General features: G+C 43.7%; 14 protein-coding genes. 5 read left to right on the top strand and 9 right to left on the bottom strand.

Going from position 1 to position 14,913, the window contains the following annotated elements:
• Positions 1 to 150 precede the first annotated feature (150 nt).
• Positions 151 to 4,107, bottom strand: coding sequence for an OmpA family protein (locus tag AAIR98_RS05060; RefSeq protein ID WP_423971114.1), 3,957 nt, complete (start codon positions 4,105 to 4,107; stop codon positions 151 to 153).
• 654 nt (positions 4,108 to 4,761) lie between these two features.
• On the opposite strand from AAIR98_RS05060, the gene kdsA reads away from it, so the two are divergent.
• Genes kdsA through lptB form a run of 5 tightly spaced genes read left to right on the top strand, consistent with a single transcriptional unit; the run spans position 4,762 to position 8,601 of the window.
• On the top strand, positions 4,762 to 5,589 hold the full coding sequence (gene kdsA, locus AAIR98_RS05055) for a 3-deoxy-8-phosphooctulonate synthase (protein WP_423971113.1): 828 nt from the start codon (positions 4,762 to 4,764) through the stop codon (positions 5,587 to 5,589).
• Between the two features lie 10 nt (positions 5,590 to 5,599).
• Entirely contained in the window at positions 5,600 to 6,592 is a 993-nt protein-coding gene (locus AAIR98_RS05050) for a KpsF/GutQ family sugar-phosphate isomerase (protein ID WP_423971112.1), read from the top strand.
• Positions 6,589 to 7,110, top strand: a complete 522-nt coding sequence (gene lptC, locus AAIR98_RS05045) for an LPS export ABC transporter periplasmic protein LptC (protein WP_423971111.1) — start codon at positions 6,589 to 6,591, stop codon at positions 7,108 to 7,110. The genes AAIR98_RS05050 and lptC overlap by 4 nt, the downstream gene beginning before the upstream one ends.
• Positions 7,094 to 7,861, top strand: a complete 768-nt coding sequence (locus tag AAIR98_RS05040; protein WP_423971110.1) for a hypothetical protein — start codon at positions 7,094 to 7,096, stop codon at positions 7,859 to 7,861. The genes lptC and AAIR98_RS05040 overlap by 17 nt, the downstream gene beginning before the upstream one ends.
• Before the next feature lie 20 nt (positions 7,862 to 7,881).
• Positions 7,882 to 8,601 carry an LPS export ABC transporter ATP-binding protein gene (gene lptB, locus AAIR98_RS05035; protein WP_423971109.1) on the top strand — a complete coding sequence of 240 codons (720 nt, stop codon included), beginning with the start codon at positions 7,882 to 7,884 and terminating at the stop codon, positions 8,599 to 8,601.
• A gap of 237 nt (positions 8,602 to 8,838) precedes the next feature.
• Here lptB and AAIR98_RS05030 read toward each other — a convergent pair whose 3' ends face one another.
• The 8 genes from AAIR98_RS05030 to AAIR98_RS04995 form a co-directional block, all read right to left on the bottom strand.
• On the bottom strand, positions 8,839 to 10,356 hold the full coding sequence (locus AAIR98_RS05030) for a hypothetical protein (RefSeq protein ID WP_423971108.1): 1,518 nt from the start codon (positions 10,354 to 10,356) through the stop codon (positions 8,839 to 8,841).
• Between the two features lie 143 nt (positions 10,357 to 10,499).
• On the bottom strand, positions 10,500 to 10,835 hold the full coding sequence (locus AAIR98_RS05025; protein WP_423971107.1) for a hypothetical protein: 336 nt from the start codon (positions 10,833 to 10,835) through the stop codon (positions 10,500 to 10,502).
• Positions 10,836 to 10,845: 10 nt separating this feature from the next.
• The gene (locus AAIR98_RS05020; protein ID WP_423971106.1) at positions 10,846 to 11,475 is read right to left on the bottom strand and encodes a PulJ/GspJ family protein; all 630 of its coding nucleotides are present in this window, start codon (positions 11,473 to 11,475) and stop codon (positions 10,846 to 10,848) included.
• The gene (locus tag AAIR98_RS05015) at positions 11,472 to 12,113 is read right to left on the bottom strand and encodes a type IV pilus modification PilV family protein (protein ID WP_423971105.1); all 642 of its coding nucleotides are present in this window, start codon (positions 12,111 to 12,113) and stop codon (positions 11,472 to 11,474) included. The genes AAIR98_RS05020 and AAIR98_RS05015 overlap by 4 nt, the downstream gene beginning before the upstream one ends.
• Positions 12,114 to 12,143: 30 nt before the next feature.
• The gene (locus tag AAIR98_RS05010; RefSeq protein WP_423971104.1) at positions 12,144 to 12,629 is read right to left on the bottom strand and encodes a type IV pilin protein; all 486 of its coding nucleotides are present in this window, start codon (positions 12,627 to 12,629) and stop codon (positions 12,144 to 12,146) included.
• Positions 12,630 to 12,638: 9 nt separating this feature from the next.
• Positions 12,639 to 13,151: a type IV pilin protein gene (locus AAIR98_RS05005; RefSeq protein WP_423971103.1), complete on the bottom strand. Its 513-nt coding sequence runs from the start codon at positions 13,149 to 13,151 to the stop codon at positions 12,639 to 12,641.
• A 9-nt stretch (positions 13,152 to 13,160) separates the two neighbouring features.
• Positions 13,161 to 13,658 (bottom strand): prepilin-type N-terminal cleavage/methylation domain-containing protein, encoded by a 498-nt coding sequence (locus tag AAIR98_RS05000; RefSeq protein WP_423971102.1) that lies wholly within the window; start codon positions 13,656 to 13,658, stop codon positions 13,161 to 13,163.
• An 11-nt stretch (positions 13,659 to 13,669) separates the two neighbouring features.
• Positions 13,670 to 14,908, bottom strand: a complete 1,239-nt coding sequence (locus tag AAIR98_RS04995) for a type II secretion system F family protein (RefSeq protein ID WP_423971101.1) — start codon at positions 14,906 to 14,908, stop codon at positions 13,670 to 13,672.
• Positions 14,909 to 14,913: the final 5 nt, after the last annotated feature.

Genomic DNA, 14,913 nt, shown 5'->3' with positions numbered 1-14,913 from the left:
TAATATGTTACTTAACAATATTAATAAAAATATAAATTCCACTATATAGAGAACAAAAAACAAGATAATCTAAAAAAATTAAAGTGTAACACTTGCACAAACAAAAAACCCCGGCGATTCATCGCCGGGGGTTTAACAAACTATTTTAGCTTACATTTTTACAATTGGAAGAGGGAATGCTTTGTATATAGCCCCTTCCGGCTCGACATCAAGGTTAAGCTTATCATCTACAAGTATCATCAACCTTCTACAATCATTATAGTCCTTGCCACCTGAAGGAGTAGGTGATGTTCCAGTAAGTTTCTTAAACGGCTTACCTGTTGCAAGATTTATCCTATTAGTATCTACAAATACTGTACCGCTGGGTGCCATTTCTGAACAATAGTCCGGCCCCTCACCACGTTGTACAGATTTTGCAACCGCAGTTGAAACTCTATCAATAGCCGCTTTTACACGCTCTTGATCTTCAGCAGATAAAGAGTTTACTATCGATTGCAATTCGTTACTTGTAAGATAATTCTGCATAACAACAACACCTGTTTTAGCTCTGGCAAGTGCTAAAGAGTCCGGATTAGAATCTCTCTTCTTAGTTTTCCTATCTGGTTGCATTGTCAATTTATTGTAGTTATATTTACCAGACCAGTCTGTATGTCCCTCTACTGTTAACTCAAGATTATATTCAGGTTCTTGGGCCAATTTAACAATAAGAGCGTTAACAAACTTATGCAAGTCTTCTTTACCACGGTTTATTCTATTTGCCTCATATTGGTCAACATCGAATAATACCACGATAGCAGAGCTAATTGTGCTCTTTTTGTAAGGGCAGATATCGTTTTCCTGACCTTTACATAAACCAGGTATATTAGACTCAGCCGTTAACTCATATGCAGTACCGTCAATTGTTAACTTAACTACGTTAGTGTCTTTATCTTTACAGCAGGTACCTTTAGGCGTTACAACACCGGGCTCCTCTCTGACAAAGGTTATTCTTGTAATGTTGTTAACAACTGTTCTTGTATAGTAGATAATACCTGACAGAATAGTATTCATATTCTTCTTATCTACTAATACATAACCTTCAGAACCGCATTTTGTTAACAGCGGATCACCAATTTTCATAGAGCACGCTTTTTCAGATATATCATCCTCAGATATCTCATAATCTGTAATAAGAGGCTGCCCTGTGGAATCTTTTACTGTTAAGTAAACTTTTCCACCTGTTACACAGCAAGTACCTTTGTTAAGCGTTTTTGGGTCATCGCCCGGTTTTATGAAGACGTAAGGATCAGGCCTTACAGAAAGGTCTTCAATTTTGACCGGTGTACCATTGTCTAACAATGCACCCGTAAAGACATGGTATAACTTATAGTTAAGCGACTGCTTATCACATTTATTGGCAGGTGTTTCTGTGGCGCAAACCTGCTTAATTAATGTGCCCTCGGTTTTTCTGTTAAGGAATCTGGGACCCAATAATATTGTACCGTTGGGGGTTTCCACGGTGAATTTAATAGCTTCTTCACCCATGGTGCAGCATTTGCCAATGTTTTTAGACGGGCCTGTGCCGCTAACAATATTCTTTAACGGATCCGGTAAGGAAAGGTTAATTTTCCAGAAAGTCTTCGGATCTTCTTCCGGGTAAAACTCTATGTCATTGGCGCATCTGCCTGTTACCGTAATGGTAGACGCTGCCGCTTTTTTAACTTCTGCAGGAACAGGTTCACCCTTTACAGGCGCTTCTGCCGTGCCAACGTTATAGTACCAGTCATCCTTTTCATCCAAACAGTAGTCATTAGGATTATACAGGCCTAAGAACTTGTTGTATTCGCACATGTTGGATGTTATTACCTGGCTGTCCTTTCTGGTAACGTTAGTTACTGTGGAAACAGTTTTTCTGTAATCGTTACCAACCTGTTTAAGGTACTTATTGCTGAAGTCTGCCCATGTAATGGCAAGCTCAGGTATGTAAGAATCTCTAACAGGCTTGTGATTGGCAGGGTTAATATCCTTTCTGTCAACGGCCAAGGGCTGTTCCATAGCTACCGCGCCGACGTACTTGACAAATATTTTGCCCAAGTGGTCGTGGCAGGAGTTATTGTTCTTGGTAAAGTTAGTCCTGTTTTTCTGCGCTTCCGTTGTTGAACGGTTGCGGCCGTCGGACACTTTATTATCGTTAGCCGTGGTATCAATTTCCGCTTCAGGCTGGCAGCCATATATACCGGGTAATATATTGTTGACTAAATGCTGCCTTATCATATATTCCCTAAATATTCTGCCCTGGTCAGACTGGTTAGACGTCTGGTATCTGCCTAAGAACGAATTGTTTACAGTATGGCGGCCGCCGCGTACAAACATTACGCAGTCTCTAGGAGATTTAGCTTCCATATTCGCCGCAGGAGCTCTGCTGCCCGCCATGTAGGCCTTGTGTGATTCCTGGCCAGCACCGCCCTTTGCAGGCGCAGCGTTTTTATCTTTTTTAGCGTCGCCTTTTCTTTCAACTTCAGTAGCGCTGATTATGCTCTTCTCGCTATTTGTTCTAACGTCGTTAGCGGAGTCTAAGTAATCGCCGTCGCTGCTGTCGCTGTTTGCGCCGCTGGCGTCAGGCGCCATAACTACGGAGTGGCCGCATAACAATTTACCGTCACTTGTTACGCTGTTTACCACTACGTATTGGTATATATTCCACTTTTCCGCCTTGCCTTTAGGCTGGGCGTATGTATAAATTTCTGAGTCAATTTTACCTTTTTCGTCGTTACAGTCAAGTTCTAACTGTGCTGCTCCCGCACCTTCCCAACCAAAGCAGTCTCTGAACCTAACTTGGAAGAAGTTAGAGTCATTGGTAGCCGCTTTGGGACTATCATACTGAATATCTTGAGCATCAGTATATCCCCAAGCTCTTTTACATTTAGGTTTGCTAGAAGGAAATTTTTCTTCAGTAGGACAAGGTTGTGAAGCCTTACCACTCTTACAATCTGTAACCAATGTCTTCCACTCATCGCCCTCTTTCACACCTCTACACATACCCGGTGTGGCTTCACCTTTTTTGGTGCCCCACATTTTATCTACTTCACAATCGTCCTGGCCGGTAAGAATACAGCAAGCGAACTTGGGAACAAAATCGTCCACAATCTTTTTGAGCGGATCGCCCCAAAGTTTGAACCAGTATTCCCACTTTTTCATATGCTTCTGCATTTCCATGTCCCACCACCACGGTTTTTGGCCTTTAAAGCCCCACTTATTATCCGCGGCGCCGCCACCGCCACCCATAGGGTTGCGTGAACCGGTAAGGCCGCCCATGCGGGCGACATTTTGCGGTGTCATTTGAGCGTCTCTAATAGCTTCACGCGCGTTTTGTTTGTTTAAAGCGGCAAGTGAGCGTCTGGCCTCCGCGGCGGCAGCTTCACCCGTTATCGGGCGGTCTGACCTGCCTGCAAAGTTAAGCGGCTGCAGTGAAACAGGTTTAGCCGGGTTTCTAACAGCGCCCGCGCCCGCTTCAGCGGCTTTGGCTGATATAGGGGACCAATTACCGCCCACACGGCCCCTTGCGGTGGCCATTTCAGCGGAACCTAAACGGCCAACAACCGTTGGCGGCCTTACGGCTGCGCCACGGACAATGTTAGGCGTTTGTTCCCTTACCGTGCTTATATAAGAAGGTTCATTGTAAGTTGTTTCTGAGGGTGCGTAAGCGTTATAACCGGGGGACTCTACTATAGGCGCAGGTTCCGGCCCGCCGAGTGAATCCCTCAGCCAGTCAATGGAGCTTCTGGATGAAAGCGGCATGGTACAGCCGTCAATGTAGCTGCCGTTAGCGTCAAGGCAGTCGTCATATATGACGGGCTCGTCCCCGCTTATGGGCCTGTAAGCGCCGACTAAGTTGCCCGGTTCCACTGCGGGCCCGGTGAACTTAATAAACAGCGGCAGCAGTAAAAGCACCACTAACGCGGCAATAAAGAAAGGAGCGTCTCTTTTTGTCCTTTCAAAGAAAGTTTTTTTAGGCTTTCCGTCCGTCCCCACTTTGGAGGAGGAGAAACGCTTAGAGAAAGGCACCGGGGCAGGTTTGCTGTCCTTTAGCTTATCACTAAACGTAAAGCTGTCTTTTTTCTCGGCCATAATAGCCTCCTGTAACTATTTACTGAAATTTAAACACAACAACTAATTCAACTAAGCTTAAACATATAACAAAAAACTTTGGCTCTTGCTGACCCGGATTTCAAAATCGTCTTTTCAGACGTAAAATCCGCTCAAACACAGAGCTTAATTCCAGTGCGCATATTTTTGCGCTACTTAAAGTATAGTTGTAACTACACTGTTTGTCAAGGGGTTTCTTGGATACTTCTTATATAAATATTATTATAATAACTATTATAAGCGCTTTTAGAGTAAAAGGCAAGGGGATATTGTATTCCCTCTACCTCTTAGGGGATAGCGTAGCATGCATATATCAAGTATGTAGAGGGCGTGAGCGCAAAGCAGTGCGCTTTTTGCACTGCGTATTAATAAGTAAATTTGCGCACGTTTTAGTGAACAAAGTTCACAGCGCAAATTCTCACGCTTTAGCGTGAGCGGGTGAGGGTGATATACACAAATATGCGCCGTTATAAAATAAAATGACCTTTTGACAAATAAAATCAGCACCCTCACCTGTTTTTCTGCAGCCGCTATGCGGCAAACAACGCAGAAAAACTTCCTCTCCCCTAAGAGGGAGAGGAAATAAGCGTCATATCAAGCAGCTAATACACAGCCAGAATTTGCTATTATGTATATATGAACAAAACTATCACTTTAAACGGCATTAAAATTTCCAATTCCTCCCCCTTGGTTTACATTGGGGGCACCTGCATAATAGAGTCAGAAAAACATTACTCTGATTCAGCCAAAGAAATAAAAAAAATAGTAAACTCCTTTGGCAGAAATTTTATATTAAAAGCCTCGTTTGACAAAGCTAACCGCACGTCTATATGCTCCTTCCGCGGGCCGGGCATGCACGACGGGCTGAAAATACTTGCTAAAGTGAAAAAGGCTTTAAACGTGCCAGTATCCGTTGACGTGCACGAACCCTGGCAGGCCGAGACTGTGGCCGAGGTTGCCGATATTTTACAAATACCCGCCTTTCTTTCCCGCCAGACGGACCTGCTGCTTGCGTGTGGCGAAACGGGCAAAATAGTTAACGTAAAAAAAGGCCAGTTTTTAGCACCTGAGGGCATGGGCAATATTATTAAAAAAATTGAATCCACTGGTAACAAAAAAATTATGCTTACGGAGCGCGGATTTTCCTTTGGCTACGGCGATTTAATTGTAGACATGCGCTCACTGGCTATAATGAAACAGTTTGGCTACCCGGTTATTTTAGACGCTACGCACTCCGTGCAAAAGCCCGGCGGGCTTGGCAGCGCGACGGGCGGGGACTCTAAGTTCGCCCCTATTTTGGCCAAATCCGCGGCCGCTATCGGCATAGCGGGTATATTTTTTGAAGCGCACCCTAACCCGGCTAAAGCGCTTTCAGACGGCCCCAATTCGCTTAATTACGCGGAACTTAAAAAAATGGTTAAAGAAACCGCCGCAATAGACGCTTTAGTTAAAAAATTTAAATAAGAGATTACTTATGCCTAAACAAGAAAAAACCGACATCAAAAAAATTGCCTCTGAAGTAATAAAAATAGAAAGCGCGGAGCTTGCCAACGCCTACAAAAGTATAGACGCTAACTTTTTAGCGGCGGTTGACGCTATAGCAAAAAGCAAAGGCAGAGTAGTGGTTTTGGGCATAGGCAAAAGCGGTATTATAGGGCGAAAAATAGCGGCTACGTTAGCCTCCACAGGCACGCCTGCCTTGTTCATGCACCCGGTTGAAGCGCTGCACGGTGACCTGGGCATGATAACAAACGGCGACGTTGTGTTGGCGCTTTCATATTCAGGCAATACTGAAGAAATAGGAAAACTTCTCCCCTCTCTTAACAAACTTAAACTTACCGTAATTTCTATGACGGGCAACAAGAATTCTAAACTTGCCAAACTTTCTGACATACACATAGAAATGCACGTGTGCAAAGAGGCCTGCCCATACAATTTGGCGCCGTCATCTTCCACCACGGTAATGCTTGTACTGGGCGACGCTTTGGCTATTTCTTTAATGAAACTTAAAAAATTTGAAAAAGAAGATTTTGCCGTTTTCCACCCGGGCGGCTCGCTTGGCAAGCTGCTTACAAATAACGTGGAAGATATTATGAGCAAAGGCAGCAAAAACCCCGTTACACCCAAAACCGCTTTAATAAAAGACGCGCTTGTTGTTATGACCAAAACCAAAGCCGGCGCCACCAGCGTGGTAGACGCCAAAGGCAAATTAATAGGCTTTTTTACAGACGGTGACTTAAGAAGAGCTTTACAGAAGGACGGCAATATTTTAAATAAAAAAATAGTTGACCTAATGACTAAAAACCCAACTACCGTAACCGCCGACACCCCGGCCATAGAAGCGGCAAAAATTATTAACGCCCGCCACATAGACAACGTACCTGTGGTGGATAAAAATAAAAAAGTTGTGGGTATTTTAGACAAAAGTGATTTAACGGAATTTTTGGACCTTATAGATAAAAAATGAAGAAACTGATTTTACTTTTACCTTTGGTTTTTATGCTGGCATGTTCCGGCAACAGCGGTGTTGACGACGGGGACGAGCCCGGCGTACAAATAGTGCAAAACGCCGTTATGTACGAGGCTAAGGGCGGCCGCCACAGCTGGATATTAAACGCGGATACAGTTAAATTTTATGAAGACAGAGAAGCGGCTGATTTAGTAAAACCCAACCTTACTTTTAAAGATAAAGACGACGCCGTAAGCACTATTAAAGGCGACACCGGGCAAATATCCATGAAAGAGCAAAGCATTGTGCTGCGCGGCAACGTGCAGGGCAAATCAGTAACGGAAAACGCCACGCTCAGAACAAGCGTTCTTTATTATAATATTGAAACAAAAAAGATTTGGACGGACAGAACAGTACATATTAAACGCAACGGCGTTACCGTTAAAGCCGCCGGCATGAAAGCCAACGGCGACTTTAGCGAAATAGAACTGGAAAACCAAACCACGGTAATACCGGAAAATGAAAAGGATATTTAGTTTAATTTTAGCGTCCGCACTTGTTACCCCCCTAGCAGCGCAGCAATTGCCGCCGGGGCTTTTGGGCGGCATGCTTAAGAGCGATAAGTGGATAGTAAAGCGTGATAAGCAGCAGGAAGAATTTATAGGCAACGTAAGTTACCAAAGTAAATTTTATAAATTAAAAGCGGACAGGGCGGTATCGGACAGGGCAAAAGACACTTTTACAATATTTGGCAACACATACCTGATGAACAAAGACGCCGACGGTAAAATGGTAGAAATGTACTCAGACAACGCCAAGTTTACTAACTTTGATAGGAAAGCGTATGCCGAAGGCGGCGACAGTATGGTAAATATTATTTACACTGTCCCCGGCGAGTATAAAATAGACGCTAAAGGCAAGCACGCATACTCAAACACAACCGTAAATTCCCTAAAATTATGGGAAAACGCTACTATGACATATACTACCGAAGACGATTTTATAGTGGCGTTCGCGGATTCTTTTTATGTTAACCAAACGGGTAAGGTAATATTTTTAGAGGGTAATGTTGAGCTGGACAATAAAAACTATACAGCCTTTGCTGATTATATGTCTTACAATGGTTTTAAACAATTAATAACGGCGGAAAAAAATTATCCGCTTTTTCTTATGGACAATGAAGATATGTCCGGCGCCCTACAGGCCGACTATGTTGAAGTAAAAACAAACACCAAATTTGTGCGCGCCACCGGCCGCGTGAGAGGGTGGGTTACCCCCAAAGAATAATTTAGTTTTACGGAGAAACAATGAAACTGAGGTCACAGGGAATAGAAAAAGTTTATAAACAAAGGCGCGTGGTAAAGGGCGTGGATATACACGTTTCTTCAGGCGAGATTGTAGGCCTTTTGGGGCCCAACGGCGCGGGCAAGACCACAAGTTTTTATATGCTGGTGGGTTTTATTGAGCCAAGCGCAGGCAAAGTGTTTATGGATGGTATTGACGTGACAGAACAGCCTATGTTTGAACGCGCCCGCCACGGCCTTGGCTATTTGGCGCAAGAACCTACTATTTTCAAAGGCCTTACCGTAGAAGAAAATTTACTCGCCGTGCTTGAGCGCATTGAGCCTAATAAAAATAAACGCAAACAGCGTGTGGAAAGCCTGCTTGAAGAGTTTGGCCTGACAAAGCTTACCAAGCAAAAAGCGTGGACGCTTTCCGGCGGAGAAAAGCGCCGTATGGAAATAGCCCGCTGTATGATAAGCGACCCTAAAATTATTTTGCTGGACGAACCTTTTGTAGGTATTGACCCTATAACCGTGGCCGACCTTAGACAGATGATTTTTAAGCTTAAAGACAAAGGCATAGGCGTACTTATAACTGACCACAACGTGCGTGAAACGCTGCCGCTGACTGAACGCGCCTATTTAATTTACGACGGCCAAATACTTGTGGAAGGCGACCAGGACACGCTGCTTAACGACACTAATGCCCGCAAGCTATACTTAGGCGAAGATTTTAAGATGTAGAATAAAAACAAACAAAAGCCCCACTCATATGAGCGGGGCTTTTTATATTAATGCAGTTAAAAATATTTACCATAACAGAAGTGTGCCGCACTTCATTTATCCACCGCTTTCAATTTTGAAGTGATTTTTTATTTTCCAGCCCGCAGACAGTACAACCTCGTACGGCAAGGGCTGGAAAATAAAAAAGCGCTCAAAATTGGAAGCTAGGGCGCCGTGGAATAAGGAATAGAAATTACTCTATCTGCCTGTGCCGTGTTGTATGAATCTGGTTTGGCCCATGCGTTTTACCGGGGTGGATTTAGGCGCGGAAATCTGCTTCATCTTTAAACTCCTGTACCAAACCCAAAACCTAGACTCAAAGTCATCGATATTGGCAAACCCGTAGGCACGCTGCAAAGCCTGATCAACCGTTAACTTCTGATATACCGTCCTGCCTCTTGAGTCCTTAATAGGCATAAGCGTGCGGGGGTTCAGTTTAGGTTCCCCCTCCTTAAGCAATTGCAAAAAACGCTGGAACTGCATTTTATTTTCAGGTATCTGCGCGTTATAGGGCTTCCATAAAAAGCGCAGCATGGCGTACGCCTGCAGGTACCAGTCCTGCACACGGTTTTCTTTGGTAAATTTGTCTATGGAACTGTCTTTCATAAAATCCACAAATCTTTCAAAATAAATCACATTAGCGGGCTGCGCGCCTATGCCCTTTTGTTTTTGCGCGCGTATATCATATATAAGCAGGTCATTGGCCCAGGCGCCGCCGGAGTAAGTGTCCGCAATATCTTCCATATTCACAGCCATGCCTTCGTCTAACCACAACGGCGATATCATACCTTTGCCGCCGGGGTTAAAATAGTCGTCGTTAAGCATGTGGGTATATTCGTGCATAAACACCCTTTTAAGGGCGGCGGTGTCACCGTTATTATTATAAAGAACTATTGTAGACTTACCTAAAATAAACACAGCCTCAGACCATTGAAACGGTTTAAACTCGCCGTTCAAATAGTCCTCTTTGCTTTTATAAACGTAAACATTTGTTTTTGAGGGGTTGATGTTGGGCATGTTCATAATCATGGTGGCGTGCGCGTTTTCAAGCACCAAGTTCAGGCCCGCGGTATAAATGCCCTGCCTGGTATTATCTATAAAAATATTAAAGTTGTTTGTATAAGAGCGGCTCCAGCCTTTGCCGGGGTTAGAATAATCACGTCCGGCGGGTTTGGGGGCCTCCTGCGCCACTTTTACCGGTACGGGGCTGGCGGGAAGGTCTGGCGTTTTAGGCTCAAGAGCCTCGTCTGATGGCAATATAATTTGTGCAGTATCAACTTTAGGCTGCGCGGTACCCGATGATTTAATTAAAGAAAATGTTGTACCGCCCGGAACCTCTGTTTTTGGCTGCACACTCTGCGTAGCGGTTACAACAGGACGCGCGCTTTTTACAGGCTCAATTTGGGGCGGCTGGTTTACTACAGGGCGTGCTGAAACAGATGCTGAGGGCAACTCAGGCAAAGTTGTGGGAAACTCCATTTCCTGCGCTTTTTGGGCCTTTTGCTCCTCAGTAAGGGCGGAATCAGGCAAAGCGGGTATAACGCTGTTTGAAAAGTCTTCAGCTTCCGCCTTATTGCCTGTCATGGTTACAACAGCGTCTATGTATTCCTTGGGGATAGTATTTTTATTTTTGGCGTTGGCAGGCTGCGCGGAGTTTTGCGCGTACGCGCCCTGCGCCGCTAAAAGTAGCACCGTAAATAAAAATAATTTTTTCATAACATTTAATATAGCAATTTTACGGGCGCCGTTACAAAATATAAATTAACTATTGAGGGGACAGGCTTTCAAAAGCCCGTGTAAAATAGTGCGCCAATAAAATAAACCCCCGCCTAGCAGGCGGGGGTTTTGTAAAGTTAAAGCTAAAGCAAACTCATGTAATCAGAATCTATTTCAAAAGTAATTTCTTGTATTGTTATATTTTGCCCGTCTTCTACAATAGACTTATTTTGTGAATTAACTTTTATCACAATACCGTCTATAGTGCATGAGCTGGGCAATGCGCCGCCCACAGAACGAATGGCGTGCACCTGTGAGTTGCACGCTTCCATAAGGCTTTTAGCGTGCAGCTGTCTCATAGTGTTTGCCGCGGTTGTAGTCCTGGATAAGTTAAGACGTAAAATAAACGTGGCTATTGTGGCTACGATAACCGTAACCAACAGCACCTGCATTAAAGCTGAACCTCTGTTATTAAACATATAAATCTCCTTAAAATCCCGTATTGCCAGCTAAAAAGTTAAACGTCTTATCAAACTTAAGAGTAACGGGACGTTTATTTCTACCTACCTTGGTTGAAGTTTCAAAACTATAGCTTATAAGATTGCCGGACCCGCTGGCCACAGGCGCCTGTGAAATCTTACCTACCAGGAAATCCGTACTTTTTGAGGTGTCCGTATCTTCGCAAAAGCAACTAAGCTTGTTAAATGTTTCCGAACAGTTTATTGTATAAACGGTTCTGTTAATCTGTTTAGTATTTGCGTTATAACAATATTCTATAGCCTCCGCTTTTTGGGAACTTAACGTAGCGCCCACAACACAGCGCGGCGTAGTAAGAGAGGCGGATGGGAACATATAGTTTTTATATATTCTTATAGTAGACTGCGACGTCCCGCCGCAGGCTTGTGACGCGGTGTCCACCACGGTAGCCTCGGAAATATCTTTCTGTATTCTGTTAGACGCCACTGAAAACGCGTTTTTAAATAAAATTTCTTCCCTTGAAGACGACGCAAAGTTAGAGGTAGACACCCATATCCCCACTAACCCAGCCATAACAAGACCCGTCAAAAATAAAGCCACCAAAATTTCTACTAATGTAAAACCTTTGTTGTTATTTATCATACGGCCTCCCCGTTACATTCCAGTTGGAAAGATATGGTTCGGTTACCGTAAGAGTCCGGTGTTACGTTGTAGAAAAACACCCCGTCCGGGCAACCCTGCGGGAGCATACAGTCAATATGGTAGTCTATACCCGGCGTCCAGGGGTTACGCACATCGGAAATAATATCTGTGCCGGCCTCTTTAGAATCCGCGTTAGGCAAAACTTTATTGCACATATCATACTGTGTTCTATTATTTAAAATTTGGTCAATTATATTAGAAGAATTAGGAACGGTAAAAACCGGCTGGCCGCCTACAATACCGTAATAGTCCGCCCAGGCTGGGGTACCGCAGATATATTTATATTCCTGGGTAAGCTCGTCAAAGTAGCGGTTTGGGGTATGACAGTCCACGTCATAAAGCCTGCACGCCGTCCCGTCAGCGTTAAGCTCACGGCAAAAAACATCTTGCTGGATATTGCTTTTAAGCCTGGCCGTAACCTGCTCTATGGCAAACGCCATGTCTTCGCGCATTTCAGGCTTTTTAGCGGAGCGGACGGAGGTCATAATAACACCGTATATACCCATGGTAACTATAGCCAGCAGCATCATTGATATTACAGCTTCAGCTATAGTCAACCCTTTTTTATTTAATATCATAAAATACCTTCCTTTAAACTATAAATCAAACTAAAGATTAACACCTATAAATTGAAGTTCCGCGCTTTTATCTATATAATAGCACTTGTTTTTATCATAATACATACCGGCGTAACGGCCCTTAGCGCAGCAGCTGCCTGTGGGAAAAGATGTCGCCTTTGGGTTGCAAACGTAAATATCAAAATAAGAGTTATCCCAATTTTCTTTATTTAAATAACCGCACTGGGTAAAAACAGAACTTTGCCTGCTTGCATAGTCCGCCGGGTTACAATCTTTATTTGTATGCACTTTATTTGTATTGGCGTTTGTTATTTTTTGTGTTATACCGTAGTTGGGGTAATCTCTTAAAAAAGTTGCGTTAGCCTCCCCCACTTTTTTTAAAATCATCTGCGCCTCGGCAATTCTGCTTTCTTTAAGGGAATTCATGTAAGACGGGATAGCCACAAAAGCTAAAGCGGAAATAATAAAAACTACCGCCAAAAGTTCAACCAAAGTAAACCCTTTTCTATTTAACATAAAAACTCCTTAATTTATTCCTTTTATACCGACGTTTTCCTCGTAAGCGTACTCTTTGTCAGCGTATCTGCCCGCGCTGGCCTTGCCTTTCATACAAGCTAGGTATTTGCCTTTGTAACAGCAGGTTCCATTTGAACCCGGGTTAGCGTTTGAGCAAAGATAGAACGAAAAATCCTGCTGGTCCCAATCTCTGTTTTTTAAATAACCGCATGTTACAACAGTACTGTTTGCTATATAAACTTTATTGCTTGGGTTAGACGGTCTGTTTATAATACAGCCCGTAGTGCCTGTAGTTTTGGCCACAGCTGATGTATGTGTAACCATTACATAAGGATAATCCGTCTGCAAGCGCTGCACTGCGGTAGCGACTTCTTCCAAAACAACTTTTGCGCGGTCCAGGTTAGAGTCTTCCACAGAGCGGCGGTAAGTTACTATAGCAATCTGCGCCAGCACCGCCACCAATATAAATATTACCAGCAGCTCCATCATGGTAAAACCCAGTTTATTAAATTTATTTTTCATAATTTAACCTTATATCTCAGAGCTTAAATCATAGTTATGTTTAAGTTCGCCCATTTTTGTAATCCAGGCGCATTTAGTTTTAATAAAACGGCCGGACTCTTTATTACTCTGCATAGCCACAAGAGCATTGTTGCAGCAGCCTTTTTGCGTTAAATTGGTACATATCTGAAACTGGTACCCGTTATAATAGTTTGTTGTGTCCGCGTCCCAGTTTATGGGTTTTAATAAACCGGCATATGCCAAACAATCTAAATTAGTTTCGTCTACTGCGCCGCAGCTGGGTGTGGAAGGAAAATGTTTTTTGTCCAAGTACCCTGCCACAGTCTTACCGCCGCCTGTTGCCTTATAATTTTGCACAGCGCCCGCTATGTCTATAAGCAAGGCTTGCGCGCGTTGGTTTTTGCTGTTTTCCTGCGCGTTCCTAAAGGAAGGCACGGCAACAACAACCACCAACGTCACTATAACTACAACTATTAAAAGCTCTACAAGCGTAAATCCTTTCTTCATAATTTCCCCTATTACATATTGTTGCCGATTTGGGACATCTTAAATATTGGCATAAATATGGACATAACAACTATACCGATAATGATACCCACGCCTACAATCAGTATCGGGTCAATAACCGCGGAGAAACGCGCGATAAACTGGTTAACATGGTCGTTATAAAACTTAGACAGAGTATCAATAATATTAGGCAGTCTGCCTGATTCTTCGCCCATTCTCATCATTTCCGTCATAATAGGCGGGAACACGCCGGTGTCTTTAAATGAGTCTGAAATAGATTTACCTTCAGACACGTCTCTTCTGGCTTCTTTAAGCGCGTTGCGTATAATAACGTTGCCGCCAAAGGCTTCTTCCAACACAGCTATAGAGTTAAGAATTGTCACACCACTCTTAAGAAGTGTGGAAAGTGTGGAAAGCAAACGTTCAAAATACATATTTTGCAAAAAGTTGCCCACCAAAGGCATATGCAACAGAAAACTATGCCATGATCTTTTGCCCGCGTCGCCGCGTATATAAACGTTGAACAACACCGTGCCGCCAATTAAAAACGTTAAAATCCAACCTAAACGCTTTGTAATAAGGTCTGATATTAAGAGCACAGCCTGCGTTATAGCGGGCAGTTCCATGCCGGATTCATTAAAAATTGTGGCGAACGTAGGCACGATGCCGACGATAAAGTAAATCAACACGCCCACTGACATAACAAACAAAATAGCGGGGTAAGTTACAGCGGTAATAATCTTACTTTTAACCGCGTCTTGTGATTTAATGTAATTGGCTATCTGCATCAAGGTGCCAGACAACTGGCCGCCCACTTCACCCGCCTGAACAAGTGAAAGCCAAATATGGTTAAATGTTCTGGGATGTTTTTCCAACGCGGAGTGAAATGACGACCCCGCCGCAATGTCTCTGGAAACCTGCACAAGCACGTGACCCAAGTTAGGGTCGGAAGCGTACTCGCCCAGCAGCGCTATGGCGCGCACCAGCGGCACACCGCCGGAAATAAGTGTGGAAAGCTGTTCGGCAAAAAACGCTAAAACGTGTGATTTAACTTTGGTTGAGCTGCTTTTACCTGTTTTAGCTTTGCCTGAGAATAAGGCGCCCTTACCGCCGGATTCTTTAACTTCCAAAATAATATAACCGTTAGCCTGTAAAGACGCTACCACCTTGTCTCTGCCCTCGGCGGTCATACTGCCTTTGTAGGTTTTTCCGTTATGGTCCTGCACTACATATGTGTATTTATTAGCCATAGATT

The sequence above is a fragment of the Elusimicrobium simillimum genome, from assembly GCF_049639735.1.
GTDB classification, from domain to species: Bacteria; Elusimicrobiota; Elusimicrobia; order Elusimicrobiales; family Elusimicrobiaceae; genus Elusimicrobium; species Elusimicrobium simillimum.
The sequence above is the reverse complement of the archived record's forward strand: the minus strand, read 5'-3'. Positions and strand labels throughout refer to the sequence as shown.